Annotated in this window: 16 protein-coding genes; 8 read left to right on the forward strand and 8 right to left on the reverse strand. The window is 66.7% G+C overall.

Annotated features, from left to right (window positions below; all coding sequences use genetic code 11):
* Positions 1-29 precede the first annotated feature (29 nt).
* Genes GEV05_12315 through tsaB form a run of 3 tightly spaced genes read right to left on the reverse strand, consistent with a single transcriptional unit; the run spans position 30 to position 2112 of the window.
* Positions 30-983: a uracil-DNA glycosylase gene (locus tag GEV05_12315; protein ID MPZ44167.1), complete on the reverse strand. Its 954-nt coding sequence runs from the start codon at positions 981-983 to the stop codon at positions 30-32.
* Complete coding sequence (gene rimI, locus GEV05_12320; protein MPZ44168.1) at positions 980-1402, reverse strand: ribosomal-protein-alanine N-acetyltransferase; 423 nt, start codon at positions 1400-1402, stop codon at positions 980-982. Before rimI ends, GEV05_12315 begins: the two co-directional genes overlap by 4 nt.
* Positions 1403-1437: 35 nt before the next feature.
* On the reverse strand, positions 1438-2112 hold the full coding sequence (gene tsaB / locus GEV05_12325; protein MPZ44169.1) for a tRNA (adenosine(37)-N6)-threonylcarbamoyltransferase complex dimerization subunit type 1 TsaB: 675 nt from the start codon (positions 2110-2112) through the stop codon (positions 1438-1440).
* Here tsaB and GEV05_12330 point away from each other — a divergent pair.
* The 8 genes from GEV05_12330 (at position 2026) to GEV05_12365 (ending at position 15026) form a co-directional block, all read left to right on the forward strand.
* A complete protein-coding gene (locus tag GEV05_12330; protein MPZ44170.1) occupies positions 2026-3672 on the forward strand; it encodes an MmgE/PrpD family protein in 1647 nt (548 codons plus the stop codon). The genes tsaB and GEV05_12330 overlap by 87 nt on opposite strands.
* Positions 3669-4712, forward strand: a complete 1044-nt coding sequence (locus tag GEV05_12335; protein MPZ44171.1) for a tripartite tricarboxylate transporter substrate binding protein — start codon at positions 3669-3671, stop codon at positions 4710-4712. The genes GEV05_12330 and GEV05_12335 overlap by 4 nt, the downstream gene beginning before the upstream one ends.
* Before the next feature lie 253 nt (positions 4713-4965).
* Positions 4966-5934, forward strand: a complete 969-nt coding sequence (locus tag GEV05_12340) for a gfo/Idh/MocA family oxidoreductase (GenBank protein MPZ44172.1) — start codon at positions 4966-4968, stop codon at positions 5932-5934.
* A gap of 692 nt (positions 5935-6626) precedes the next feature.
* Positions 6627-9044, forward strand: a complete 2418-nt coding sequence (locus GEV05_12345) for a cytochrome c (protein ID MPZ44173.1) — start codon at positions 6627-6629, stop codon at positions 9042-9044.
* Between the two features lie 10 nt (positions 9045-9054).
* A complete protein-coding gene (locus GEV05_12350; GenBank protein ID MPZ44174.1) occupies positions 9055-9957 on the forward strand; it encodes a hypothetical protein in 903 nt (300 codons plus the stop codon).
* Positions 9958-10136: 179 nt separating this feature from the next.
* The gene (locus GEV05_12355; protein MPZ44175.1) at positions 10137-11996 is read left to right on the forward strand and encodes a hypothetical protein; all 1860 of its coding nucleotides are present in this window, start codon (positions 10137-10139) and stop codon (positions 11994-11996) included.
* A gap of 109 nt (positions 11997-12105) precedes the next feature.
* Positions 12106-13542, forward strand: a complete 1437-nt coding sequence (locus GEV05_12360; protein ID MPZ44176.1) for a cytochrome c — start codon at positions 12106-12108, stop codon at positions 13540-13542.
* 11 nt (positions 13543-13553) lie between these two features.
* Positions 13554-15026 carry a hypothetical protein gene (locus tag GEV05_12365; protein ID MPZ44177.1) on the forward strand — a complete coding sequence of 491 codons (1473 nt, stop codon included), beginning with the start codon at positions 13554-13556 and terminating at the stop codon, positions 15024-15026.
* A 325-nt stretch (positions 15027-15351) separates the two neighbouring features.
* On the opposite strand, the gene GEV05_12370 is transcribed toward GEV05_12365, so the two are convergent.
* From GEV05_12370 to GEV05_12390, 5 genes are all read right to left on the reverse strand, one after another.
* Complete coding sequence (locus GEV05_12370; protein ID MPZ44178.1) at positions 15352-16341, reverse strand: YjbE family putative metal transport protein; 990 nt, start codon at positions 16339-16341, stop codon at positions 15352-15354.
* A gap of 258 nt (positions 16342-16599) precedes the next feature.
* Positions 16600-17982: a sensor histidine kinase gene (locus tag GEV05_12375; GenBank protein ID MPZ44179.1), complete on the reverse strand. Its 1383-nt coding sequence runs from the start codon at positions 17980-17982 to the stop codon at positions 16600-16602.
* A gap of 22 nt (positions 17983-18004) precedes the next feature.
* The gene (locus GEV05_12380; protein ID MPZ44180.1) at positions 18005-18679 is read right to left on the reverse strand and encodes a response regulator; all 675 of its coding nucleotides are present in this window, start codon (positions 18677-18679) and stop codon (positions 18005-18007) included.
* A 220-nt stretch (positions 18680-18899) separates the two neighbouring features.
* Positions 18900-21014, reverse strand: a complete 2115-nt coding sequence (locus GEV05_12385; GenBank protein MPZ44181.1) for an EAL domain-containing protein — start codon at positions 21012-21014, stop codon at positions 18900-18902.
* Positions 21015-21099: 85 nt separating this feature from the next.
* Positions 21100-25407: a PAS domain-containing protein gene (locus GEV05_12390; protein MPZ44182.1), complete on the reverse strand. Its 4308-nt coding sequence runs from the start codon at positions 25405-25407 to the stop codon at positions 21100-21102.
* Position 25408: the final 1 nt, after the last annotated feature.

Below are 25408 nucleotides of genomic sequence, written 5' to 3' on the forward strand. Positions count from 1 at the left end.
GCCCCTCCGTCATGGCCACCCAACGCCGCTCACGAGCTTGCGCTACGTTGCTTCCGAATCGCGTCCAGCGTCGCGCGCGCGAAGCAAAGATCCACCCACGCTTTCGCCTTTTCCTGCAGGCTGCGCAACAGGTACGCCGGGTGATAGGTGACGATCAGAGGCGTGCCGCGATACTCATGCACGCGCCCGCGCAGGCTTGCGATCGAGGCGTCGGTCTGCAGCAGATGATTGGCGGCCACGCGCCCGAGCGCGACGATGAGCCTGGGCTCGATCAATTCGATCTGGCGAGCGAGGTAGGGCTCGCAGCAGGTCATCTCGCGCTCTTCCGGGTTGCGGTTGTTCGGCGGCCGGCACTTGACGACGTTGGCGATGTAAACGCCCTTGCCGCGCTCGAACTCGATGGCCGCGAGCATGTTGTCCAGCAGCCGCCCCGCCTGGCCGACGAAGGGCTCGCCCTTGGCGTCTTCTTCCGCCCCCGGGCCTTCGCCGACGAAGAGCCAATCGGCCCTTTCGTCGCCGACGCCGAACACGGTCTGCGTGCGGGTGCGATGGAGCGGACAGGCGACGCACTGCGCGACCGAGCCCTTCAGTGCTGCCCAATCCATTTGCATGATGCGCTGCCGGCGCACGCGCGCCTCGGCCTCCTCCGCCTCGGGCAGCGGCGGCGTTGCGCGCCTTTTCGCAGCGACGTCCGTGTCTGGCTGAGCCGCAGGCCTGTGGGCGCGGCTCGCCGGCTCGGGCACATCGGACGATGATGACGTGACCATGGATTCCGTGTGGCCAGCTTTGCGCACGCGGCTCGCCGGCTCGGTCGCAGGCTGCGCGACGGCACGCTCGACTGCGGGTGCAGGCGTGTCCGCCACGGCACTCTCGGCCTCGGTTGCACTCGCAGCCGAAGCCTGTGACGCATCGCTGCCCGCCGGTGCGCGCAGCCGCCACAGCGGCGCGATGCCCATCTCTTCCAGGATCAGCTTGCGGCTCATAGCGGCAGCGCGAGCAGCAGCGCGTCCTCGCGCCCGCCATGGTCCGGGTAGTAGCCACGGCGCACGGTGATCTGCTCGAAACCGGTGTCGCGATAGAGCGCGCGTGCCACGGTGTTGGAAGGGCGCACTTCGAGCAACAGCAGCCGGGCGCCCTGCCCCCTCGCCAGGTCGATCTGATTGAGCAGCAGCGCCCGTCCATGGCCGTGTCCCTGCCATGGCGCGTCGATGCTGAGATTGAGCAGGTGCGCTTCGCCGGCAGCGGCGGTGAGAATGGCGTAGCCCATGAGCGTCGATTCGCACGCCATCACCGTGCCGTGGTAGCGCGCGATCAGCGAATCGGCGAAGTTTCCGCGCGACCACGGAAAAGGGTAGATGCGCTGCTCGATCTCGCAGACGCGGTCGAGGTCCTCGATCCACATCGGACGATACGCAATCGCCGGATTCGGTATCGCGCTCACGGCTGCTCCTCGATCGTCAACGCCACCTTGTCGCGCACGTACACCGGCACGGCTGCGGCCGCCGGCTTGCCGCCGCCGCGCACCATCTCGGCCGCCGCCAGAATCGCGATCTCGCGCGCGTGCGGCAGGGCGATCGGCGCGACTGCCGCCAGCGCCTCGCCGAGCCTCGCCCGCAATGCATCGGCGTAGACGATGAACCCGTTGCCGCAGCCGGTCCACGACCCGGCAGGGAGCGCCGGCACGGATTCCGGGGCGTGCACGCCCGGCGCTCGCACCGTCTCCCAGCCGCCGGCGGTTCGCCGGTATGCGGCCGAATACACCTGCCGCATGCGCGCATCCAGGCAGCACACTGCTTCGTTCGCTCCCGACGCCTGCGCCAGCGCAACCAAGCTCCCGACCCCCATCACGGGGAGCCCCGCGCCGAATGCAAGCCCTTGCGCCACGCCGCAAGCGATGCGCAAGCCCGTAAACGAGCCCGGCCCTTCGCCGAACGCGATCGCATCGAGCGCGTGCACGCCGACGCCGGCACCGCGCAGGAGCTTGTCGATCATCGGCAGCAGCAGCTCGGAGTGGCGTTGCCCCGCATGCACCGCGTCCGCCGCCACCTCGCCCTCGACCCACAGCGCGGCCGAGCACAGTTCGGTGGAAGTGTCGATGGCGAGAAGCTTCACGGAGCAGGCAAACCGAACGCGGATGCGGGAGGGGCAGGTCATTATACGGCGCCGCTGCGCCCGGTTTGCGGATGGCAGACTCGCAGGCCGCCGATTGGACACAACGCACGCGGATGCCTAGACTCAGCGGCTGCATCGTTGCTCGCGCAACCATCGCCAAGCCCCATGACCACGCTCGTCGATCGACTCAGCGACTATGTCGCCGCGCTCTCCTACCCGAGCCTTCCCGGCGACGTGGTGCACCAGACCAAGCGGCTGATCCTCGACACGATCGGCTGCGCGCTCGGCGGCTATGCCTCGGAGCCGGCGCGCATCGCGCGCGAGCTTGCCGCCACCGTAACAGCCACGCAAAGCGCAACCGTGCTCGGCAGTGGCAAGCGCACGAGCCCGGATCTCGCCACCTTCGCCAACGGCGTGATGATTCGTTATCTCGACTTCAACGACGGCTACACGAGCAACGGCGAATCGGGCCATCCGAGCGACAGCATGGCCGCCGCGCTGACGGTGGGCGATCTCATGCGCCGCGACGGGCGCGAGCTGATCGTCGCCACGGTGGCGGCGTACGAGGTGTTCTGCCGCGTCTGCGACCAGGCCGATCTCAAGCCGCTCGGTTTCGATCACGTCACCGTCGGCGGCATGGCGAGCACCGCGGCCGCGGCACGTCTGTTCGGGCTCGCGCCCGAGCCGATGCGGCATGCATTCAACCTCGGCATCGCGCCCAACGTCGCGCTCTACCAGACACGCATCGGCAACGTATCGATGTGGAAGGGCTGCGCCTACGCCAACGCCAGCCGCAACGCCGTGTTCGCAGCCATGCTGGCCGAGCGCGGCATGACCGGGCCCTCGCCCGTGTTCGAAGGCGTCGGCGGCTATTTCAAGGCGGTCACGCGCAAGCCGTTCGACCTCGGCCCGATGGGCGGCGGCGCCGAGCCGTTCAAGATCATGCAGTGCCTGATGAAGCGCTTTCCGCTCGGCCAGTATTCCCAGACCGTTGCCGAAGCCGCGATCGCCGCCCGCGACAAGATCGGATCGATCGACCAGATCGCCGAAGTGCACGTCGAGACGCTCGCGACCGCCATCCGCCTCATGGCGGGCGACGCGCAGAAATGGGAGCCCGAGACACGCGAGACGGCCGATCACAGCATGCCGTATACGGTGGCGACGGCATTGACGTACGGCGATATTGCCGACGAGCATTTCGACCCGACGCATCTGCGCGATCCGAAGCTGCGCGAGCTGACGCGCCGGGTGAAAGTGAGCGAATGGGAGGAAGCCAATCGCCGCATGCCGGAGGCGATGCTCTGCCGCGTGACGGTGACGACGAGAAGCGGTGCGAAGCACGAATCCTGCGTCGAATATCACCGCGGCCATTGGCGCAATCCGATGAGCGATGCCGAAGTCGAAGCCAAGTATCGAAAGATGGCGCTGCAACGGCTGCCCGCGGCGCGCGTCGACGAGCTGGCCGAACGGATCTGGCGGCTGGAGGAAACGCGCGACGCCGGCGATATACTGCGTCTCACCGTCATGGCCTCGCCGCATTCGAAGGATTCGCCGACATGAAAACAAAAACGCCTGCGTCGCTCGCGACAAGCAAAATGCCTGCGACATTGCGCAAAGCGAGAACGTCAACGTCGCTCGTGCGATCTGCGTGCGCCCTGCTCGGCGTCCTGCCGCTTGCGACCGCCGCGGCGGACACCTCCGCGCTCTACCCGTCGCGCCCCGTTCGCTTGCTGGTGCCCTTCGCCCCGGGCGGGGGCGCCGATACCCTGTCGCGCATCATTGCGCCGAAGCTGAGCGATGCGATGGGGCAGACCTGGATCGTGGACAACCGCGGCGGCGCGGGCGGCAACCTGGCCGCCGAGCTGGTCGCGAACGCGACCCCCGACGGCCATACCGTGTTCATGGGGTTCAGCACGGTGCTGACGGTCAACCCGGGCCTGTACCAGCTCGCTTTCAACGTGCAGAAAGACCTGCAGCCGGTGACGCTGCTCGCCACAGCGCAATACATCCTCGTCGTCCATCCCAGCGTGCAGGCGACCAGCGTGAAGGAGCTCGTGGCGCTCGCCAAGGCCAAGCCGAAGTCGTTGAACTACGCTTCGGCCGGCGTGGGCAGTCCCCTGCACCTCGCCGCCGAGCTTTTCAAGAAGCGCGCCGGCATCGACATGGTTCATGTCGCGTACAAGGGCGGAGGACCTTCGGCAGCCGCGCTGCTCGCCGGGCAGGTGCAGGTGCTTTTCGGCAGCGTCGCTTCCTCGCTCCCACACGTAAAATCCGGGCGCCTGCGCGCACTCGCGACCACAGGAGCCAAGCGCAGCAAGGTCGCTCCCGATCTGCCCACCATTGCCGAATCCGGCTACCCGGGATACGAAGTCGGTTCGTGGTACGCGCTGCTGGTCCCCGGCGCGACGCCGAAAGCGATCGTCGAGCGCATCCGCAACGAAACGATCAAGGCGCTACAGCACGCGGACGCGCAGCAGGCGATGGCGCGCCAGGGGCTCGAGCCCGAAACCAGCACACCGGCACAACTTGCGGAACGGATCAAGCGCGAGACCGCAACCTGGGCCGGCGTCATCAAGGACGCCGGCATCAAGGCACAGTAGCGCGCAGCTTGAAGCTCGCCTTCTCCCTCCGGGAGAGGGGCTGGGGGGTTAGGGCGGGAATTCGCGGACCATGGTCCGCGCCGACGGAACGGCATCGGCCTGCATGCCGATGCGCGCACTACAAGTGAGGGAGTCGTGAGCACGACGCATGATTGTCCCTCACCCTCGATCCCTCTCCCGGAGGGAGAGGGAAGACAAGCACCCCATTGGGGTGGAGTAAGGGAACGCTCGATAAACCGCAAGGAGCACCGCCATGCTTGATGCCGCCATCGTGGGTCTCGGCCGCTGGGGCAAGAACTTCGTCCAGTCGGTTCAATTCCAAAGCGAGCGGGTACGGTTCGTTCTCGGCGTCGACGCGGCGCCCGACCGGCTGCGCGAGTTCGCGCGCGCCCACGAGCTGCCGCTTTCCGCGGATTTGGCCGCCGCGCTGGCCGATCCGGCGGTGAAGGCGGTGGTCATCGTCACGCCGCACTCGCTGCACCGCCCGATGCTCGAAGCGGTGGTGCGCGCGGGCAAGCACGTGTTCTGCGAGAAGCCGCTCGCGCTCAATGCAGCCGATGCGCGCGCGATGATCCAGACCTGCCGCGATGCCGGCCGCGTCCTCGGCGTCGGACACAACCGGCGCTTGTGGCCGTCGATGCAGGCGCTCAAACGCATCACCGCATCGGGCGAGCTGGGTCAGATCCTGCACATCGAAGGCCATTTCAGCAATCTGCACTCCGACAACACGGCCGGAACCTGGCGCGATTCGCCGCTGGAATCGCCCGGCGGCGGAATGACCGGCGCGGGCCTGCACATTCTCGATGCGTTCCTGAACCTCGTCGGCCCGTTCGCGCGCGTGCGCGGTCAGCTCGTCGTGCACAAGCCCCCGCCCGTGCCGCGCGATGTCGCATCGCTCATGGTGGAGTTCTCCAACGGCGTGAGCGGCGCTTTCTCGACGGTGCGCGCCTCACCCCTGTACTGGCGCGTGCACGTGTTCGGCGACAAGGCCTCGGCCGAGTCGGTCAGCGAGCACGAAGTGCTGTTGCACCGGCACGACGCAAGCCCGCAGCGGCTGACGTTCGAGCCGGTCAACGCGCTCAAAGCGGAGCTCGAGGCCTTCGCCGATGCGATCGAGGGCCGCGCGCCGTTTCCGCTGTCCACGGAGGAAATGATCGCCACCGTGAGCACGTTCGAGGCCGTGGTTCGGGCGCTCGAAAGCGGCGAGACGGTCACGCTTTAGCCGTTCCCATCCTTACCAAGGAGGGGCGGGACGCGACGATATCGCGGACGGGGTGGTCCTCGACCGAAAACCACACCACCCCGCCTCCTTCGTCGGCACCCCTCCTCATGAGAGGAGGGGAAACACTCCACCCCGGCGCTTCGCGCCACCTCGCCTCGTGAGAGGCGGAGACTGCTTACGTCATTCCACTGAAGAGGCGGGAACTGCGTAGCACCGCAATACGCGGTTCACATGCCGGACGCCGTACGCCGCGCAAGTCGGCGCCGCGGTGTTGCGCTTGGCACCCAGCTTCACGTGAAGCATGTCACGCCGGGCCCGAATCGTTGCCCGGCGCTTGCAACATGAGCGCGAATTGCGCGTATATTCCCATTCAAACAAGGTCCGACACGTCCGCACTCGATTGCGGTCGCCTGCTTCGGGCTGCTCGACAAGACAGGTAGGGACACGCGGGGGAAGGCATGAAACTGCGCTGGTGGGTCGCGGCCGCGTTGGCATCGACGGTGGCCGCTGCGGTCGGGGGCACGTTCTCCAACGTGCTGGATCCGAAACGGGCGGCCATTGCGGCCGCCGCCGAAGCAACCCAGGAGACGGCGCCAGCCACCGACCAGCCGCCCGCACCAGCCGCCGCATCGTCATCGTCATCGTCATCGTCATCGTACGACGATGCCGGTTTCCGGCTCGGCGAAGCGGGCTTGAGCCCGTCCGCAAGAGTCGGTCGCGAGATCTGGTACAAGGCCACCGCCGGCAACGACCGATTTCACACCTACGTATTCCAGCAGCGCGTCGGCGTCATGATCGACTGGTTTCGCGTCTTGCGCTCCGACGAGCGCAGCGACCGTTTCGCCGCCTGGGGCCTCATCAACGATCCCGGCTGCTGCGCGCCCGGCTCGGCCAACTGCCCGGCCAAATCGCCCGAGGAGACCTACGGCTTCGACTGGTGCCCGGGCGACGAGACGCTGCTGCAATTTGTCGGCAAGCCCGGTTACCGCGATCCGGCGTGCGAATTCAAGGACGCGCCGCTCGATCCGAACGACGTGCACGCGAAAAACGGCGATCAGCGCCAGTCGGCGTGCGATCTCAAGTTCGGCACCTCCACCGGTGCACTGGGCTTCCGCAAGTTTCCCAATCCGAAGTTCGACAAGGCCGCATGGGTGAAGGTGAACGGCAGCTTGTCGACCTGGCAGGGCTACAACGCCAAGGTGGCCGACAAGAGCGGGGAAAAGAGTCAAAGCGCTGAAGCGCCCGCAAGCCGCCTGCAAGACGGCTCGATCGAGCCGCCGTTCCTGATCGGCACGGCGTGCGGTTCGTGCCACATCGCGTTCGACCCGCTCAATCCGCCCGAGGACCCGGCCCATCCGACGTGGGAGAACATCAAGGGCCTGGTGGGCAACCAGTACAGTCGGGTCTCGGAGATCATGGTCTCCGGCATGTCGAAGAACACGCTCGAATGGCAGATGTTCGCGCACGCTCGCCCGGGCAGCACCGACACCTCCGCCATCCCGACCGACCAGGTCAACAACCCCGGCACCATCAACGCGCTCATCAACATGGCGCATCGACCGGTGTTCGAAAACGAGTCGATCATCAAGTGGCGCAAGACCGACAGTTGCGGAGCCGAGAAGAACACCGCGGCGTGCTGGTGCGAGCCGGGGCGCAAGGGCAAGTGCTGGTCGCACGGCGAAGTGAAGGAGACCGTGCACCACATCCTCAAGGGCGGCGAGGACTCGATCGGCGCGCTGGAAGCGATCCAGCGCGTGTACTTCAACATCGGCTCGTGCTCGGAGCAGTGCTGGGTCAATCACCTGAGCGACCTGCGCCAGCTCGATCCGCAGCAGCGCGGCTTCGGTCAGACGCCCTTCAACATCGGCCAATGCCGGCGCGACTGCCCGAACTTCCGAGCCATCGAGGACCGGCTGCACAACATCCTCGACTTCTTCATGTCCTCCGAAGGCTACGCCGTCGACCTGCACGCGGCGCGGCAGCACGAGCGGCGCAAGGCCGATCCGAAGACGCTGTACACGGCCGAGAACCTGGTGGCGGACCTCGAGCAGGAATTCGGCAAGGGCGCGGTGGCGCGCGGCGAGAAGGTCTTTGCTGCGCAGTGCGCCCGCTGCCACTCCTCGCAGCCGGCGGCGATCGCCCGCCAGACCGAGGGTCTGGATTTCCGCAAGGTCTCGGAGAAGACGGGACTGCGCGAGGATTTCCTGAGCAACGACCGTTCGACCCCCGCGAGCGAAGTCGGCACCTTCCGCTGCCGAGCGCTGCACTCGAACCACATGGCGGGGCGCGTCTGGCACGAATACGGCTCCGAGACGCTGCGCGCGCGCAAACCCGATCCGAACATCGCCGAGGTGCGCGGGAGCAGTGGTCCGGACGGGCGCACCTTCTATCGCAACATCTCGCTGCTGAACGCCTGGGCGCATGCGCCCTTCATGCACAACAACGCGATCGGCCCCGAGCTGTGCGGCAATCCGCTCAACAAGGAGAACGACTTCTACGGCCAGCGTCCACGCTACGTCGATGCGAGCAACATCAAGCTGCTCGCGGCCGACAAGCAGCCGGCCTGCTTCGAATACGATCCGAGCGTCGAAGGCCGCTACAAGCTGTACACGGCTTCGATGCAAGCGCTGCTCAACCCCGACAAGCGTATCCCGAAGGTCACGCTGCTCAACCAGGACGTGGTGCTGCGAGTCGGTCCACAGCTGTGGGACGGCACCAGCCGCGAGACGCTGCTCGGCTTCCAGATCACCATCCCGTCCGAGATCGAGGGGCGCGGCGTGACCGCGGGCGCGCTCGGCAACTTCCAGCACAAGCAGTTCGTGGTCGACCTGGTGCAGGCGAAAGTGAGCCCGGATGCGTTGGAGCCGCGGCTCGCCAGCCGCTTCGGCCCCGATCGCGGCAAGCAGGTGCTGAGCGATCTGCAGGCGATCGGCGGCGAGATCGTCGACAAGCCGGGCAACCTGGTCGAAGCCCTCAGAAAACGTCCCTACCTGGTGAAGGAGGTGTACAGCTCGTGCACCGCCGACATCGAAAACGCCGGCCATCGCTTCGGCGAAGATTTGCCGGCGGCGGACAAGAACGCATTGATCGCCTTTCTGGCGACGCTGTGAGGGGCGGATCATGACGACCGAGCTCAAAGCCTTGCACGCCGCTGCGCTGGCCGTGGCGCTGTTGCTCGTGCTGGTGCTCGCGGCCTGCTCGCGCGAGGAAAGCGCGCCCGACATCAAGTTCGCCTCCTACGGCGCAGCCTACGAATCGAAACCCGATCTTGCCCAGGTCGAGCACGAGTTCCCGTTGACGCCCGAGGATCTCGCGCGCATCACGCCCACCAACATCGCGCTGCTCGACCAGGAACAGGTCGACCAGATCTACGCGCGCCTGACCGCGGGCCCCATCCCGGACGGTCCGTTCGACGGCACGCTGTTCTTCCCGCGCGGGGGTAGCGGCAAGCTGCGCCTGTCGGAGATCGTCGGCGGCGGCCTGAAAGGGTTCGTGGTGAACTTAAGCGGCGCCAAGGCCGACCTCATCGGCGAGACGCTGTGGAAAGGCAAGGTGTTCTTCCGCGACGAGCGGGTGCTGCGCAACCGCATCGAGGATCTGTCGGCGCTGAAGAAGATCGGCCTGGTGGAAGAGGACGCCGCCCATCCGCTCACGAAGATCACGGTCGACGGCAAGGAGCAGTGGCTGCTGTTTCCGGCGAAACTGTATTGCGGACAGAGCCTGCTCGACAGCCGGCGCGAATCGATCATCATCGACTACGCGTTCAGCGACGACATACCGGGCTATCGGCGCATGCCCGACATGCTCGCCAGCCGGCAAGGCTTCAAGGTCCGCGACGAGATCCGCATGGTGCGGCCCGGCTTCTACCTCGGGCGTGCCTACATCGATCGCGCCTTCGCATTGAACTTCGTGCTCTACAACAAGCAAATCGCCGAGCGCGACGGACCCGGCTTCGAGAAGACCGGCACGGTGAAGGAAGACTGCTGGACCGGGACGCAGCAGCGCACTGCCGCCACCGGTTAGCGGCCTGCTATCGATCAATGTATATGACCCGCAAAGGCGTCGGCGGCTGCGCCGATTCGCTTTGCGGTCGATCCCCGCAAGCGGGGCACCTCCGAACCGTCAGCGTAGAGCAACCGGCAAGGGCGTCGGTGCCCGGCGCCTCCACCGGGGAAGCTCACGGCGCTGCACGCCGGTTGCGCATGATGCGCCGTGTGCCGGCAGCGATGCTCACCGCAGTGCTGTCGTGCCCACCGGCCGCACTGCAGGCGGCGGCCGATCTGCCGCCGGCGGGGCGCTCGCTGTTCGATCACCTGACCAGCCGCAGCATCGACGGGCACAGCGTGCAACGCATCCCCTACCCTTTTGAGGCTCTGCTGGCAGCCCTCGAGCACCATGCCGGCACCGACACGCTCGGACGCCCGGGGCTCGCTGCCGTGCTCATCCCGCTGGGACGGTCGCTGCAGCGCAACGCCTCGGCAGGAGATTACTTCCGGCACCCGCGCGTGGTGGTTGCGATTACGGGCGAAGCGCGCACGGACGGCAGCCCGCGACTGCTGCTGAAGGATCGCCTGTTCCTCGGCTTCCAGGACGAGGCAGGCGTGATCGAGGTCATCAGCTACAACGAGCAGGCGGGACGCTTCGAATTCCAGGTGGTCACCGACTATCGAGCGGGCGCCGTACCGCGCGTCGCGTATGCGCGCAGGGCCGTGTGCAGTGCCTGTCACCACGCTGCGGCGCCGATCTTCTCGCGTCCCGGCTGGGACGAAACCAACGCCAACCCGGCGGTCGCGCGCGCACTCTCGGCGCATGCGCAAAGCTTCCACGGTGTGGCGGTCAAGCGCGGCGTGGACGTGCCGAACGCGATCGATGATTCGGTCGCGCGCGCCAACCGCATGGCGCTCGCGCAAACGCTCTGGCGCCGGGGCTGCGACGCGGCGCAGGCGCCGTCCGATCCGATCGCGTGCCGCGAGGCGCTGCTGCTCGCCGTTCTGGATCGCCGCCTGCGCGCCGCGCAAGCGCGCTACCGCACGCAGCCGCCGCAGTCCGCGCTCGATCCGCTGGCCGCGTCGTGGGCAACGCTTTGGCCCCAGGGCCTTGCCGTACCCGATCCGAACATCCCCAATCGCGATCCCTTCTTCGGCCAGGCGCAGCAGTTCGCGGCCGAACGCCCCGTCGCGCCGTGGGGCGCCGAGGAAGTGGTGCCCGCGCTCGATCCCATGTCGGCACGCCCGCCGGTGGATCGGTGGCGGCCCGATGCGCGCGGCATGGATGCGTTGCTGCATACGCTGGGGACGTTTTTCGCCGAGGCCGATGTGCACGCACTCGAGCGCGCGCTTGCGCGCGGCGATATGGGCACGGGCCGCCTGCCTGGCTCCGAGCACACGCCGCAACGCGACGCGATGCGCGACCGGTCCGGCCAGAATCCGACGACGCTCGTTGCCACCGCGAATCGCGCCGAGGAACCGGCTCGCCGGCTCGCCCGCGCCGTTGCGGCGCTGGCCGACGAAACCCGCGCCGGCACGAGCGACGCGCTCGTCTCGGCGGCGTTGCGCCGCGGCGCGCTGCTGCGCGCGCTCGCCCCGCATCTGGGCATGAAACTCGAGCTCGACTGCTGCGACCAGGCGGCGCCGGCATTGGCGCCCGCCGTGCTCGAAGGGGCCGCGCGTTCCGTGCCGGCTGCAATCCCCGAATCGTTGCGTCCCTTCTATACCCATTGCGCGGCATGCCACGATATGCCAACCGCATCGCCACCCGGTTTCCTGCACGGCAGCATCGAGACGGTGACGCGCAACATCGCGCGCTGCGCGCCGCGAATTCGATACCGTCTGGCGATGTGGCAGCTGCCGCCAGAGAGCCGCTCGAAGACGCCCATGCCGCCGCCGGTATTCGTACCCGCGTGGGAGCGTGCGGCCCCGCGCGCCGACATCGAGAGCATGATCGACTACGCGATCCGTGCGATGCCCGTCACGGCGACAGACCGCGCGCCGCAGCGCGGCTACGAGGCCTTGCCTCAATGCCGCGAACCCGGTTCGGAAACGCACGGCGCGCGGGCGCAGTGAGAGGCGCCCGCGGGCAGGGAGGAAAGCAGCGATGAGCCAGATCCACCCTTCAGTGCGGCGCAGCCGAGGCGACGGCGCGAACCCGTGGCGCTGGCGCAGGCGCTTTTTCCTGCTGGCTGCGCTGCTGATCCTGATCCCCGGGATCGCGCTCATCTACCTGGCCAACCGCTTCCTGCAGGATCGCCCGATTATTTACGAGGGCATCGAGGATCACTTCAAGTACGGTTCCACCGGCGGCGAGCGTGAATCCGGTTTCCCGTACTGGATATTCCAGGCGATGCCGCAGGTGTGTGCGCACCACCTGCCGGGCCCCGGCTACGGCTCGCTCGGATTCATCTACGAGCCCGACAAGGACCTGCCCGTCGGCATGAGCAAGCGCCGCCACATGGGCATCGACCGGGTATTCCTCAACTGCGCCGTATGCCACGCAGCCACGGTGCGCACCGACGCCCAGGCCGCGCCGCAGATCTACACCGCGATGCCCGCGCACCGCTTCGATCTGCATCGGTTCGAGAAATTCATTTTCGACTGCGTCGCCGACGAGCGCTTCAGCGGCGAGTACCTGATACCCGTGATCGATCGCATCAGCGGGGGCTTGAGCCTGCTCGACCGTTACCTGGTCTACCCGGTGGCGATCGCATTGATGCGCGAACGCACGCTCATGCTGCGCAGCCGCTTCGGCTTCGTCTTCGATCAGCCCGATTGGGGACCGGGGCGCGTCGACACCTTCAACTCGGCCAAGGTCCTGTTCAACTGGCCGATGGACCAGCTGCCGAAGAAGGAGCTGATCGGCGCCTCCGACTTCCCCTCGATCTGGAATCAGCGCCAGAAGGTCGGTATGCAGTTGCACTGGGACGGCAACAACACCCGCGTCGAGGAACGCAACAAGAGCGCGGCGTTCGGCACCGGCACCACGCCGCCCACGATCGATCTGCAAGCGATCGGGCGCATCGAGCAGTGGCTGCTCGATCTGAAGCCCCCGCGCTATCCATTGCCGATCGATGCGGCACTGGCCGAGCGCGGCGCTCCGATCTATCGCAAGCTGTGCGCGAACTGCCACGGTATGAGCGGCTCGGACTTCAGCGGCGAGCACGTCGGCAAGGTCACGCCGATCGCCGACATCGGCACCGATCGCGGCCGCCTCGATTCCTATACCTACGATCTGGCGGTCAACCAGGCGACCCTGTACGCCGGCTATCCGCACCGTTTCGCGCATTTTCGCAAGACTTACGGCTACGCCAACCTGCCGCTCGACGGGCTCTGGCTGCGTGCGCCCTATCTGCACAACGGCTCGGTGCCGACATTGCGTCATCTGCTGGACCCTTCCGAGCGGCGCCCGCAAACCTTCTATCGCGGCAACGACCTCATCGACGCGCGCAATGTGGGCTTCGCGTGGGACGTCGAGGCCGATCAGGGCAAACGCTACTTTCTGTTCGACACCCGCGTGCCGGGCAACTCGAACAAGGGCCACGAGGGCGCGGATTACGGCACGACCTTGAGCGACGCGGACAAGGACGCGCTGGTGGAGTACCTGAAGACATTCTGAGGGAGATGCCGATGGCTCACGCACACAGCAGCAAGAGGCACCTGAGGGTGCTCGCCACGGCGCTCGCCGTACTGGTGCTCCTGGTCGGCGTGCTGGCCTACGTCGGCTGGTATCGATTCTTCCGCGAGGAGCCGCAACCCGACTGGGTGACCTCGACGCCGGAAATGCGCTTCAAGTACGGTTCGATCGGTGCCGAATGGGACGCAGGCATTCCGTACTGGATCTTCTATGTCATTCCACGCGTCTTTCCGGACAAGTTTCCCGGCCCGGGCGGCTACGCCTCGCTCGGCGCGCCGTGGGAGCAAGGCCAGGAGCTGCCGATCGGCTTCACCAAGAAGACGATCGGCTTCCCGCGCGTCGCCAACACCTGCGCCGTGTGCCATACCGCCTCGTACCGCTCCAAGCCCGACGAGACGCCCACGTTCGTGGAGACAGGCCCCGCGCACACGCTCGACGTGGCGGCTTTCTTCCGGCTGCTGGTCAACGTCGCGAAAGACCCACGCTTCAATGCCGACGTCCTGATGCGCGAGATCGAGCTGGTGACCGATCTCGACTGGATCGATCGGCTCGCCTACCGTTTCGCCATCATCCCGATCACGCGCAAGCGCCTGCTCGAGCGCGAGGCGCAGTTCGCCTGGCTCTACCGCAAGGATTTCCCCGACTGGGGTCGCGGGCGCGACGACGCGATGAACCTCACCAAGTATTTCATGATCGAGGCGCCGATGGACGATACCTTCGGTCCCACCGACATGCCCTCGGTCTGGAACCTCAAGAAGTACAAGCCGGAAAAAGGCATGTTCCTCAATCTCGCCGGCGACAGTCACGACGCGTATTCGGTCATCATCGACTCGGCCCTCGGTTTGCTCGGCGCCGAGCCGCACGACAAGGAGCGCTTTCTCGCCGAAGTGAAGTGGATGCACGACTATCTTTCGAACAAACCCGCACCCAAGTATCCGTTCGCCATCGACATGGCCAAGGCCGAAGCGGGCAAGGCGGTGTTCGACGCGCAATGCGCACGCTGCCATGCGAGCGAGCGCACCGGCACGCGCATGCCGGTTGCCGAGGTGGGCACCGACCGCAATCGCCTGCAATCCTGGAACAAGCAGGCGGCGATCGATGCCAACCGGGTCGTGCGCGAGATGGGGATCGAGCGCAAGGGCCTGGTGGAGGAGACGCTCGACGGCTACATCGTGCCGTTCCTCGATGGCATCTGGCTGCGTGCGCCTTACCTGCACAACGGCTCGGTGCCGACGCTGCGGGATCTGCTCGAGCCGGTCGCGCGCCGGCCGAGCGAATTCTGGCGCGGCTACGACGTATACGATCAGAAGCGCATGGGATTCGAGTTCGATTCCGCGGAAGCCAAGCGCGTCGGCACGCGCCACGACGTGGCCGCCAAGGGCGGCGGCAATCAGGGTCACGAATACGGCGTCACGCTGCCCGCTGCCGACAAGGACGCGCTGGTCGAGTATATGAAGACGCTGTAGGAGCGCAAACCACCTCGTCACTTCGTGACACCCCTCCTCGTGAGCAGTATTAGCCCGCAGGCGGGCAGGCGCGGCTAAGAAACCTGGTTGGGTTTCTTGAGAGAGAAGGGGAAACACACCACCCGGCGCTACGCGCTACCGGCCCTCATCAGGAGGGGGGTGTTTTTCATTCCCCTCCTGCGAAGGAGGGGCGGGACGTGACCGCAGGTCACGGACGGGGTGGTCCCGGCGCACGAGAATAACGCGGACGTGCTGTTCCAAACAGCAGCCTACTCGAGAGGGCGTACCCGCATACGCGGGCATCGATAATTCGAATCGAAGCGGTTCAGCGATGCCGCGGCGGGCGCACGCGCCCGCTCATCGGCGCAAGTGTGCGAAACGAGCGCATGCCGTGCGTGGCGGCGTAGTCGCGTTTGCCGTCGCGGCCCGTATGCCACGGGCTCGAAACCCAGCGGTAGCCGACTGGCGCTGCGTCGTCCCGGCCGTCGAACGCAACGCGAGCCATCGGCGCGGGCGCGGATTGTCTCGCCTCGCCGGCAGCGAACGCGACCGGCGCTGGCGCAGGGGTATCGACCGATTCGACCGCAAACGCCGGTGCCGGAGCGAGCTGAACGTTCGCTTCTTCGCTCACGCGCTCCTCCTGAGCGGACTCTTTCCAGCTGAACCACTTGCCGGTGCCGACGACCGCAAGCGTGGCCAGCACCGGTCCGCCGGTGTGCGCCCACGGCAGCTGGGTATCGACCCACAGGCTGATCGCCGGATCGCTCACCAGCATCTCGCCCGCAACCCAGCCCAGCAGTCCGCCGCCCACGGTGACGATGAAGCTGAAGCGGTTCATGAGCTTCAGCACCAGCGTGCTGCCGTAAATGATGAGCGGAATGCTGATCACCAGCCCGATCACCAGCAGCGGCACGTTGCCCTTGGCCGCGGCCGCGACCCCGAGCACGTTGTCGAGGCTCATTACGAAGTCGGCGATGATGATGGTCTTCACGGCCGCCCACAGGCTCGAATGCGCATCGAGATCCGTCCCCTCGTTCTGGGGAAGAAGCATCTTGATTCCGATCCATATCAGCAGCAGCGCGCCGATCACCTTGAGAAACGGCAGCTCGAGCAGGAACACGGCGAAGAAGGTGAGGATCACCCGCAGCAGGATGGCGCCGAAGCTGCCGAACAAAATCGCCTGCTTCTGCTGTCTGGGCGGCAGCGACCGGCTCGCGAGCGCAATGACAACGGCGTTGTCACCGCTCAGCAGGATGTTGATCATCATGATCTGGGCGAGCGTCACCCAGAAGAAGGACGTCGTGAGCAGTTCCATTCCGGTTCTCCCGTGACCTCCGCACACGAAAGTGCGGACCGAAAGGCACGAGACTATGACCGGCTGATGAACTGACGCTGTCTACAAGATGACTTTTACCGATCGTTTACATGAACACAGCCTTACATAGAGCGCGCAGTTGCCGACCTGCGATGATCTGATGAAGTCATTCCCGCGCAAACGACGCGGAAGCGGGAATCCACACAATCAAGACTTTCTGGACGCTCGCCTGCGCGGGGGTGACGACGACGATCCTGATCAGAGCTTCCCTTGACCTGCCTGTGGAAAGATCACCCGAAACGTATTGCCGACGCCGTCGGGATCGTCGGCCAGCGTGATTTCCGCGCCGTGAATGCGAGCGATCTCCTGCGCGATGGCGAGCCCCAGGCCGCTGCCGTCGCGCGAAGTGCCGAGGAGCCGGTGGAAGCGCTCGAACACGCGCTGGCGCTCCTGCGGCGGAATCGAGGGTCCGTCGTCATTCACCGACATGAACGGGCCAGGTTCGGCGCCGACGTGAACCGTCACGCGCCCGTGCGCCTCGCAGTAGCGGATGGCATTGTCGAGCAGGTTGTCGAACAGCTCGCGCAGGCGCCCGGCGTCGCCCTCGATCATCACCGGCGAGCCAGCGCCTTCGAAACCCAGATCGATCGAGCGCTTCAGAGCTTCCGGCACCCAGCGGCTCGCGACTTCCAGAGTTACCGCGTTCAGGTCGAGCATCTCGAGGCGCACCAACGCGGCGCCCTCGGGCTCGTTGCGAGCGAGCGACAGCAGCTGGGAAACCAGGCGCGAGAGCCGCTCGAGCCCGGCCTGCAGAATCCGGGTCGATGCGCGCAACTGCGCCGGGTCGTCGTTGCGCAACGCCAGCTCGATCTGCGCCTGCAGCGCAGCGACCGGCGTTTTCAATTGATGCGCGGCATCGGCGACGAACCGGCTCTGCAGCGTCAACGCCCCGTCCAGGCGCTGCAGCAGGTCGTTGATCGAGTTGAGCAGCGGACGCACCTCGCCGGGCACCTCGGATACCGCGACCGGACTGTGATCGTGCGGCGAGCGGGAGGCCACCGCGCGCTGCAGACGCATGAGCGGCGAGAGTCCGTGACTGACGCCGACCCAGACGATCGAACCGGCGATGAGGATGAGCAGCACCTGCGGGATGATGACCGAGAGCAGGATCTCGCGCGTGAGCTCCTTGCGCTTGCCTTCCGTTTCCGCCACCCGCACCAGCGCGGCGGGGCGTGCGTTGTCGGCATTGGCGTCGATGCGCATCTGCACCGCTCGCACCGGCTCGCCCTGCATGGAGGCGTCGTACAGCACCTCGGCGCGCGGCCCCTTGGCAATGATTCCGTTCGGCCCCGGCAGCGCATCGCCCGCGATGGGCACCCCGCCTTCCGCGATGATGCTGAAATAGATGCGATCGCTCGGATCGTTCAGCAGCACCCGGCGGGCGGCATCGGGCAGTTCCAGCTCGAGCTTGCCGCGATCGACATGCACGTGCAGCGCGATCTCGTGCGCCACCTCGATCAGCGAGCGATCGTAGGCCTCGCGCGAGAATCCGAGCGCGACACGGTAGCTGATGTACGCATCCGCGCTCAGCAGCAGCGCGAGCGGCACGAGCAGCCAGACGAGCAGCTGGTTTCGCAGCATCCGCTGTTTAGCCCAAGTTCGGCTAGCCGGCATGGGACTTTTCGATCATGTAGCCCATGCCGCGCACGGTGCGAATATCCACGTCCGACTTCTCGAGCTTCCTGCGCAGCCGATAGATGAACACTTCGACCGCGTTGCTGGTCGAGGCGTCTTCCCAGCCGTAGAGGTGATCCACGATCTGCTGCTTGGTGACGACCCGGCCCTCTCGCAGCAACAGCAGCTCGACCACCGCAAGCTCGCGCGCGGATACTTCGAGCGGGATCGAATCGCAATACAGGCGCCGGCCCGCCATGTCGAGCCGCAGCCGCCCGTGGACGAGTTCGGAGCTGGTGCCGGCATTGGCGCGCCGGATGAGCGCGCGCACCCGCGCCTCCAGCTCAGCCAGGTGGAAGGGTTTGGTCAGGTAATCGTCCGCGCCCAGATCGAGACCCGTGATCCGGTCGGTCACGGCGTCGCGCACGGTGAGAATCAGCACGGGCACGCGGCTGCGGCGGGCACGCAGGCGTTTCAGTACCTCGTAGCCGTCGAGGCCAGGCAGTCCGAGGTCGAGCAGCACGAGGTCGTACTGGATCGCACCAAGCGCCCGGTCGGCATCCTCGCCGCTGCGCGCGGTGTCGACCGCATGCGCCGATTGAGACAACGCCCGTGCGACCGCATCGGCCAGCATGGCATCGTCCTCGGCTACCAGTATCCGCACACTCGCCCTGCCATGCGCAGCCTCAGCCGTGCGAAATTCCGCCTGTCCATGTCGATGGACATTCTAGCCGACGACGGACGATGCAATGCGGCCATCGTCTTTCGCGCATGCCAAAGTCACGGAATTGCGTAGATGCCGGATGCGAGTCCGCGGGGGCGAGCCAGGCAGGCAGGATAAGCACCCGCGCGAATGAAGTCGGTCGCGCCAACCGCAACGAGTATCAGGCGGCAGCGTGCAGCGGAATTTGCGCCGGAGCCCGCAGCATCGCGGTGATGTCGTCGGCGCAAACCGGCCGGCTGAAGAGATAGCCCTGCATGAGAGTGCAACCGCGCTCGCGCAGGAACGCGGCCTGCGCTTCGGTTTCGACCCCTTCGGCCACCACCGCGAGCCCCAGGCTCTTGCCGAGCGCGATGATGGCGCCCGTGATCGATGCATCCTCGGCGTTGCGGATCACGTCGCGCACGAACGAGCGATCGATCTTGAGCGTATCGATGGGAAAGCGCTTGAGATAGGCGAGCGAAGAATAGCCGGTGCCGAAGTCGTCGACCGACAAGCCGACGCCGTGCGCCTTGAGCGCGTGCAGCGTCTGGCGTGCTGCCTCGACATCTTGCATGAGCACGCTTTCGGTAAGCTCGATCTCGATCGCTCCCGGCTCGAGCTTCGCCTGCGCGAGCACCGCCGCGACCTTCGGCACGAAGTCCGGCTGGGCGAAGCTGGGGCTCGCCATGTTGACCGCGATGCTGATGGGCGGCAGCCCCGCCGCGCGCCAGGCGGCCGCCTGCCGTGCCGCCTCGCCCAGCACCCAATCGCCGATCGGCACGATCAGTCCCGTCTCCTCGGCCAGCGGAATGAACTCCCCCGGTGCGATCATGCCGAGCTCGGGATGCTGCCAGCGGATCAGTGCCTCCACGCCGGCGATGCGCCACGAAACCGCATCGACCTTGGGCTGATAGTGCAGCAGCAGCTCACCGCGCTCGATCGCCTTGCGCAGCTGGTTCTCCAGCGTGAGCTTGGTGAGCGATGACGCGTTCATCGACGGCGAGAAGAACTGGTAGTTGTCCTTGCCCTGATCCTTGGCGTGGTACATCGCGCTGTCGGCGTTCTTCAGCACCGTATCGACGTCGTCGCCGTCGTCCGGGTAGACCGCGATGCCGGCACTGGCGGTAACGACCACTTCCTGGCTGCCGAGGCTGAACGGGTGCGACAGCGCGCTCAGGATGCGCCGCGCAACCTTCGCCACGTCCGAGGCTTGCGCGAGCCCGGTCACCTGGATGGTGAATTCATCGCCGCCCAGGCGCGCGAGATTCCCGGCCAAGGGTGAAGCGTCGGTGCGCGTCACGTAGTCGGCCGAGCGCAGCGATTGCGTGAGCCGGGCACCGACCGCGGTCAACAGCTGGTCGCCGACATTGTGTCCGAGCGTTTCGTTGATGCGCTTGAAGCGATCGAGGTCGAGCACCAGCACCGCGACCTTCTGCCCGAGCCGCTGGGCGTGCGCCAGCGAATGGCCGAGCTGCTCCTTGAAGAACTGCCGGTTCGGCAGCTCCGTGAGCGTATCGTAGAGCGCGAGGCGGCGGATGCGCTGCTCCGCCTGCTTGCGCTCCGTGATGTCCTGCGTCGTGCCGTGAATGCGAATCGGGCGTTTCGCGCCGTCGCACTCGACCACCGCCTGTTCGTGCAGCACGCGTTCGGCGCCGTCGGCGCGCACGATGCGGCACTCCAGGCTGTACGGTTGCGCCAGCTCCAGCGCGCGCCGCACGGCCGCGTCCAGCTCGCCGCGGTCGCCCGGATGAACGAGCGCCGCAAAGGCTGCGTAATCCATGGGCGCCAACGCGTCGGGGTAGCCGAGAATGCGCAAGGCTTCCGGCGACCGATAGACCTCGTTGCTGGCGAGATTCCAGTCCCAATGGCCGAGCCGGGCAAGACGCTGGGCATCGGCCAGGCGCGCTTCGCTGCGGGCGAGGCGATCGAGCGCCTGGCTCGAACGCAACATGTAGCGGCAGCGATGGGCCAGGATCGGCCAGGTGATCGGCTTGGTGATGAAGTCGGTGGCGCCGGCCTCGTAGGCGCGATTGACCGATTCGGAATCGTCCAGGCCGGTCATCATGAGAATCGGTGTACGGCTGCGTGCGGGGATCGCGCGCGCCTCGGCACAGACCTCGAAGCCGTTCTTTCCCGGCATCATCACGTCCAGCAGCACGATGTCCGGGTCGACCCGAACGAGCTCGTGCAGGCCGCGGCTGCCGTCCTCGGCCTCGGCCACGTCGATGCCGGCGTTCTCCAGCGTCTGGCGCACCAGCAGGCGTACCGTGTAGTCGTCGTCGATGACGAGCGCCAGCGGCGGAGAGCTCTCGGTGCGTTGCTTCATGGCGTACCTATTACGGCCGCTTCGACCCCGAGCTTGATCGCAGTCGCCCGCACGTTCAGCCCGCCGCCTGCTGCGCCAGCTCGGCTTGCAGCGCTTGAGCGACTCGCTCGAGCTCGCGTTCGAGCTTCGACAACACTTCGGTCGCGCCGGCCGTAACGCCGCTGCGGCCGGTCATCTCCAGGTCCTTGCACAGGCCCGCCAGGGCGAGCGCGCCGAGATTGGCGCTGGCCGACTTGAGCGTATGAGCGGCAACCTGCAGTCCGTGTGCGTCCTCGCTCGACGCGGCGGTGCGCATGCTCGCGACCAGCCGTGGCGCATCCTCGGAATAGCGGTCGATCACCCGGCGCAGCAGATCGCCCGAACCAGGGCGCTCGAGCGCGCGGATACCCGCCAGGGCGGCGCGGTCGAGCACGATCGCCTCCATGGCCTCGTTCTTTTCCCGGGCAGGCACGCTCGCCGGCGCGAGGACTGCGCCATCGTGCTCGGTGGAGGCACCCGGGCGGGCATAGGCGAGGCGTAAGCCCTGCGCCGGCGCACTCGCTTTGGCCGGCGCACTCGCTTTGGCCGGCGCACTCGCTTTGGCCGGCGCGGCGGCGCCCGCGCGCGCGGGCATGCGCCCATGCGCGTACTGGGCGAGCACGGCTTCGAGCTGCTGGCGCTTGAACGGTTTCGCCAGGTAGTCGTCCATGCCGGCGGCAAGGCAGCGATCGCGATCGCCCTGCATGGCATTGGCCGTCAATGCGATGATGGGAATGCGGTGCGCAGTCGGGCTCACCTGCTCGCGGACGCGAATGGTGCGCGTGGCTTCGAAGCCGTCCATCACCGGCATCTGGCAATCCATCAGCACCAGGTCGTAGCGGCGCGCGGCCGACATCTCGACCGCTTCGGCGCCGTTCACGGCCGCGTCCACGGTGCAACCGAGGGAAGCGAGCATCGCCGTGCAGATCTCGGCGTTGACGGTGTTGTCCTCGACCAGCAGTACACGCGCATCGAAGCGTTGCATGAGCACGATGCCATCCGAGCTGCGCTCTTCGACTTCGCCCAGGACGCGTGCCAGACAGCGCAGCAACTCGTCGCGACGCACGGGCTTGCTCAGATAGGCGTTGAATCCGCAGCTGCGCGCAGTGTTCGACACATCGTTCGCCGTCATCGAGGTGAGCAACACGAGCGGCTGCGTCGCCAGGAGCTTCTCGCGCAGGTGCCGTGCGAGCTCGGGGCCCGACATGCCCGGAAGCTTCCAGTCAATCAGGACGAGGTCGACGTCTGCGCTCTGCAGATGCGCCAACGCCTTCTCCGCGCGGTCGACGCACGTGGGCTTCATGCCCCAGGCCTGCGTGTAGTGCTGCAAGATGGCGGCGTTGGTCGGATTGTCTTCGACGATCAGCACCTGCAGGCCGCGCAGCGATTCGCTCGCCGCCATGTCTTCGGGCAACGCCGCACTGATGCGCAGCCTGAGCTGGAACCAGAATCGCGAGCCCTTGCCCAGCTCGCTTTCCAGGGCGATCTGACCGCCCATCAGCTCGACCAATTGGCGGCTGATGGCAAGGCCCAATCCGGTGCCGCCGTAGCGGCGCGTGGTGGTGCCATCGGCCTGCGAGAACGGCTGGAACAGCCGCGTCCTCGCCTCCTCGCTCATGCCGATGCCGGTATCGATGACGGAGAGCTCGAGCGTGCACAGCTCGGGGTCCGCGCCGGGAGGATCGACGCGCTTCACCGCGACCACCACCTCGCCCGTCTCGGTGAACTTGACGGCGTTGCCGATCAGGTTGGTCAGCACCTGGCGCAGCCTGCCGGCGTCGCCTTCGACGCCGACCGGAACGTCGGAAGCGATGTTGCAGGCGAGCTCGACGCCCTTGGAGTGCGCACGCGCGGCGAGCAGCTCGGCCGTCTCCTCCACCACAGAGCGCAGGTCGAAGGGGCTGCAGTCGAGCTCCATGCGGCCGGCCTCGATCTTGGAGAAGTCGAGGATGTCGTTGATGATGTTGAGCAGGGCCTCGCCGGAATTGCGGATGGTCTGGGCGAAGCGGCGCTGGCGCTCGCTCAGGTCGCTGTCGAGCAGCAGCTCGGTCATGCCGAGCACCCCGTTCATCGGCGTGCGGATCTCGTGGCTCATGTTGGCGACGAATTCGGATTTTGCCCGGCTCGCGGCTTCCGCCACGACCTTCGCCTGGCGCAGCTCCTCCTCGGCGTGCTTGCGCTCGGTGATGTCGGATTCGATCGCGATGAAGTTGGTGAGCTTGCCATCCTTGTCGCGGATCGGCTGGGCGTCGATGGCGAGCCAGTAGCGGCGCCCGTCCTTCGCCTGATTGACGATCTCGACCTGGAACGGCTCGCCTTTGGCCACGCACGCAGCGATATGGGCGACCGTTTGCGCGTCGGTTTCCTCGTTCTGCAGGATGTGGCCCGGCACGCGGCCCACCACTTCGTGCAGCTTGTAGCCCGTGAGCCGGGTGAAGCCTTCGTTCACCCACTCGATGCGACCCGAGGCGTCGGAGATGATGACCGCGTTCTGGGTGCGGCTTGCGACCAGGGCGAGACGGTTTGCCTGGGCTTCGCTTTCGCGCAGCGCCATTTCCACCCCGCGGCGCTCGGTCAAGTCGGTGATGATGCCAACCAGCATGCGCTTGCCCCCGGGCAGCGCGTACCCGCGCTTGCGGGTGAGTATCCAGTGCGGCACGCCGGCGGCGTCGGTGAACGATTCCTCGTTCTCGTTCGGCATGGCGCAGTCGAACACTTCCTGGTCCTTCGCCCAGAAGACGTCGGCCTCATGCTCGGGAAATACGTCGTAATCGCTCTTGCCGAGCAGCTGCTCGCGCGGCTTGCCGATGAACTCGCACATGGCGTCGTTGAGCGCGATGTACGTGTGCTGCTCGTCCTTCACGAACACCGGGCTCGGAACCGCGTCGATGATTGCGCTCATGAACACGCGCGCGCGCTCGGCCTGCGACTCGGCGGCCTTGCGCTCGGTGATGTCCTCGAGCAGGGCGTAGTAGCCGAGCACCGCGCCGCCGTCGCCGCGGTGGGGCACCAGGCGCGAGTAGTAACACACCGCTCGGCCATCTTTGCCGGTGTACTGGCACTCGTACGAGACGATTTCGCCTTGCAGCGCCGCGTGGATCTGCGTGCGCACCGATTCGTAGAGCGTGGCGCCGATCACTTCGGGCACCGAGCGGCCGACCACCGCTTCGACCGGTCGCTCGCACCACTCGGCGAAGCGCCGGTTGACGTAGCGATAGCGAAGGTCGCTGTCGACATAGGCCACCGCGAGCGGCAGCGAGTCGGTCACGAGCCGTACTTCGTGTTCGCGCTCGAGCACTTCCCGGTTCGCTGCCGACAGCGCAGCCGTGGTCCGATCGATCACCGCGACCAGCGAGTCGATCTCGCTGCCTTCCCTGCTGTCGATCGCCTGCCCGGTGATGTCGTTTGCGAGCTTCACCGCCCGGCGCTTCAATTCGACCAGCGGGCGCACGATGCGGAAGGTCAGCAGCGTCCCGAGCACGATTGCGGCGCCGAGCAGCAACGCCGAGAGCGCAATCTGATAGTCTCGGGCCTGCTCCATCAGGTCGGCCAAATGCAAGGTGTCCGTCTCGATCACCATCACGAGCGGTTCCTCGGCAACCGCCAGCGGCAGGAACAAGCGCGCCTTGTGCGTCTTGGCGTCGGTCTGGAACAGCGGCCTTTCGCGGCTTGCGCTGCTCTCGATGACCTGGCGCACCTCGGCATCGAGCTTCTGGCTGCCAGGGCGCGAACTCGCCCATACACCCTGCGCCGAGGCGAACGAGATCTCGGCCTTCACCTGGCGCGCGAGGCGCCGCGCATAGGCGTCGTTCAGCAGCGTGCCGACGATGATCGCACCGATCGTCCGCCCCTCGAGCGACAACGGCGCTACAGCGCGGACGGCCATGCCCGAGGCCACCTCGCGGGTCTCGATGACGTCTTCGCCGGCCAGAGCCTTGGCGAGGCTGGGGAGTTGTACGCGGTCGCCGTACCTGCCCGGGTCGTGTGCGCGATACGCGATGTACTGCCCTCGGTCCGAGACCGCAAGCACATCGACTCGCGTATCGAGGTAAATCCGGTCCAGGACCGAGCGAAACGCTGCCGCGTCCTCGTCTTGCAGGGCGAGATGCTGTTTCAGCTCGGCATGGTCCTGCAGCGAGCGGGCGAGCGCGCTCAGCCGCGGCGCCTCGGCCCGAATCGCGGTCTCGACGATGTAGCCGATATGGTCGAGCTTGTCGCGCTCCGACTCATGCAAGCTGCTTTCGAGGGCGCGCATGTTGACGAAGTGGCTGACGATGGCGCTGCCCGAGGACACGAGCACGAGCAGGCCGATCAGCGGCAAGGCTATGGAGCTGCGAAAGCGCATG

This window comes from Betaproteobacteria bacterium (genome assembly GCA_009377585.1).
In the GTDB taxonomy this organism is placed as follows: Bacteria; Pseudomonadota; Gammaproteobacteria; order Burkholderiales; family WYBJ01; genus WYBJ01.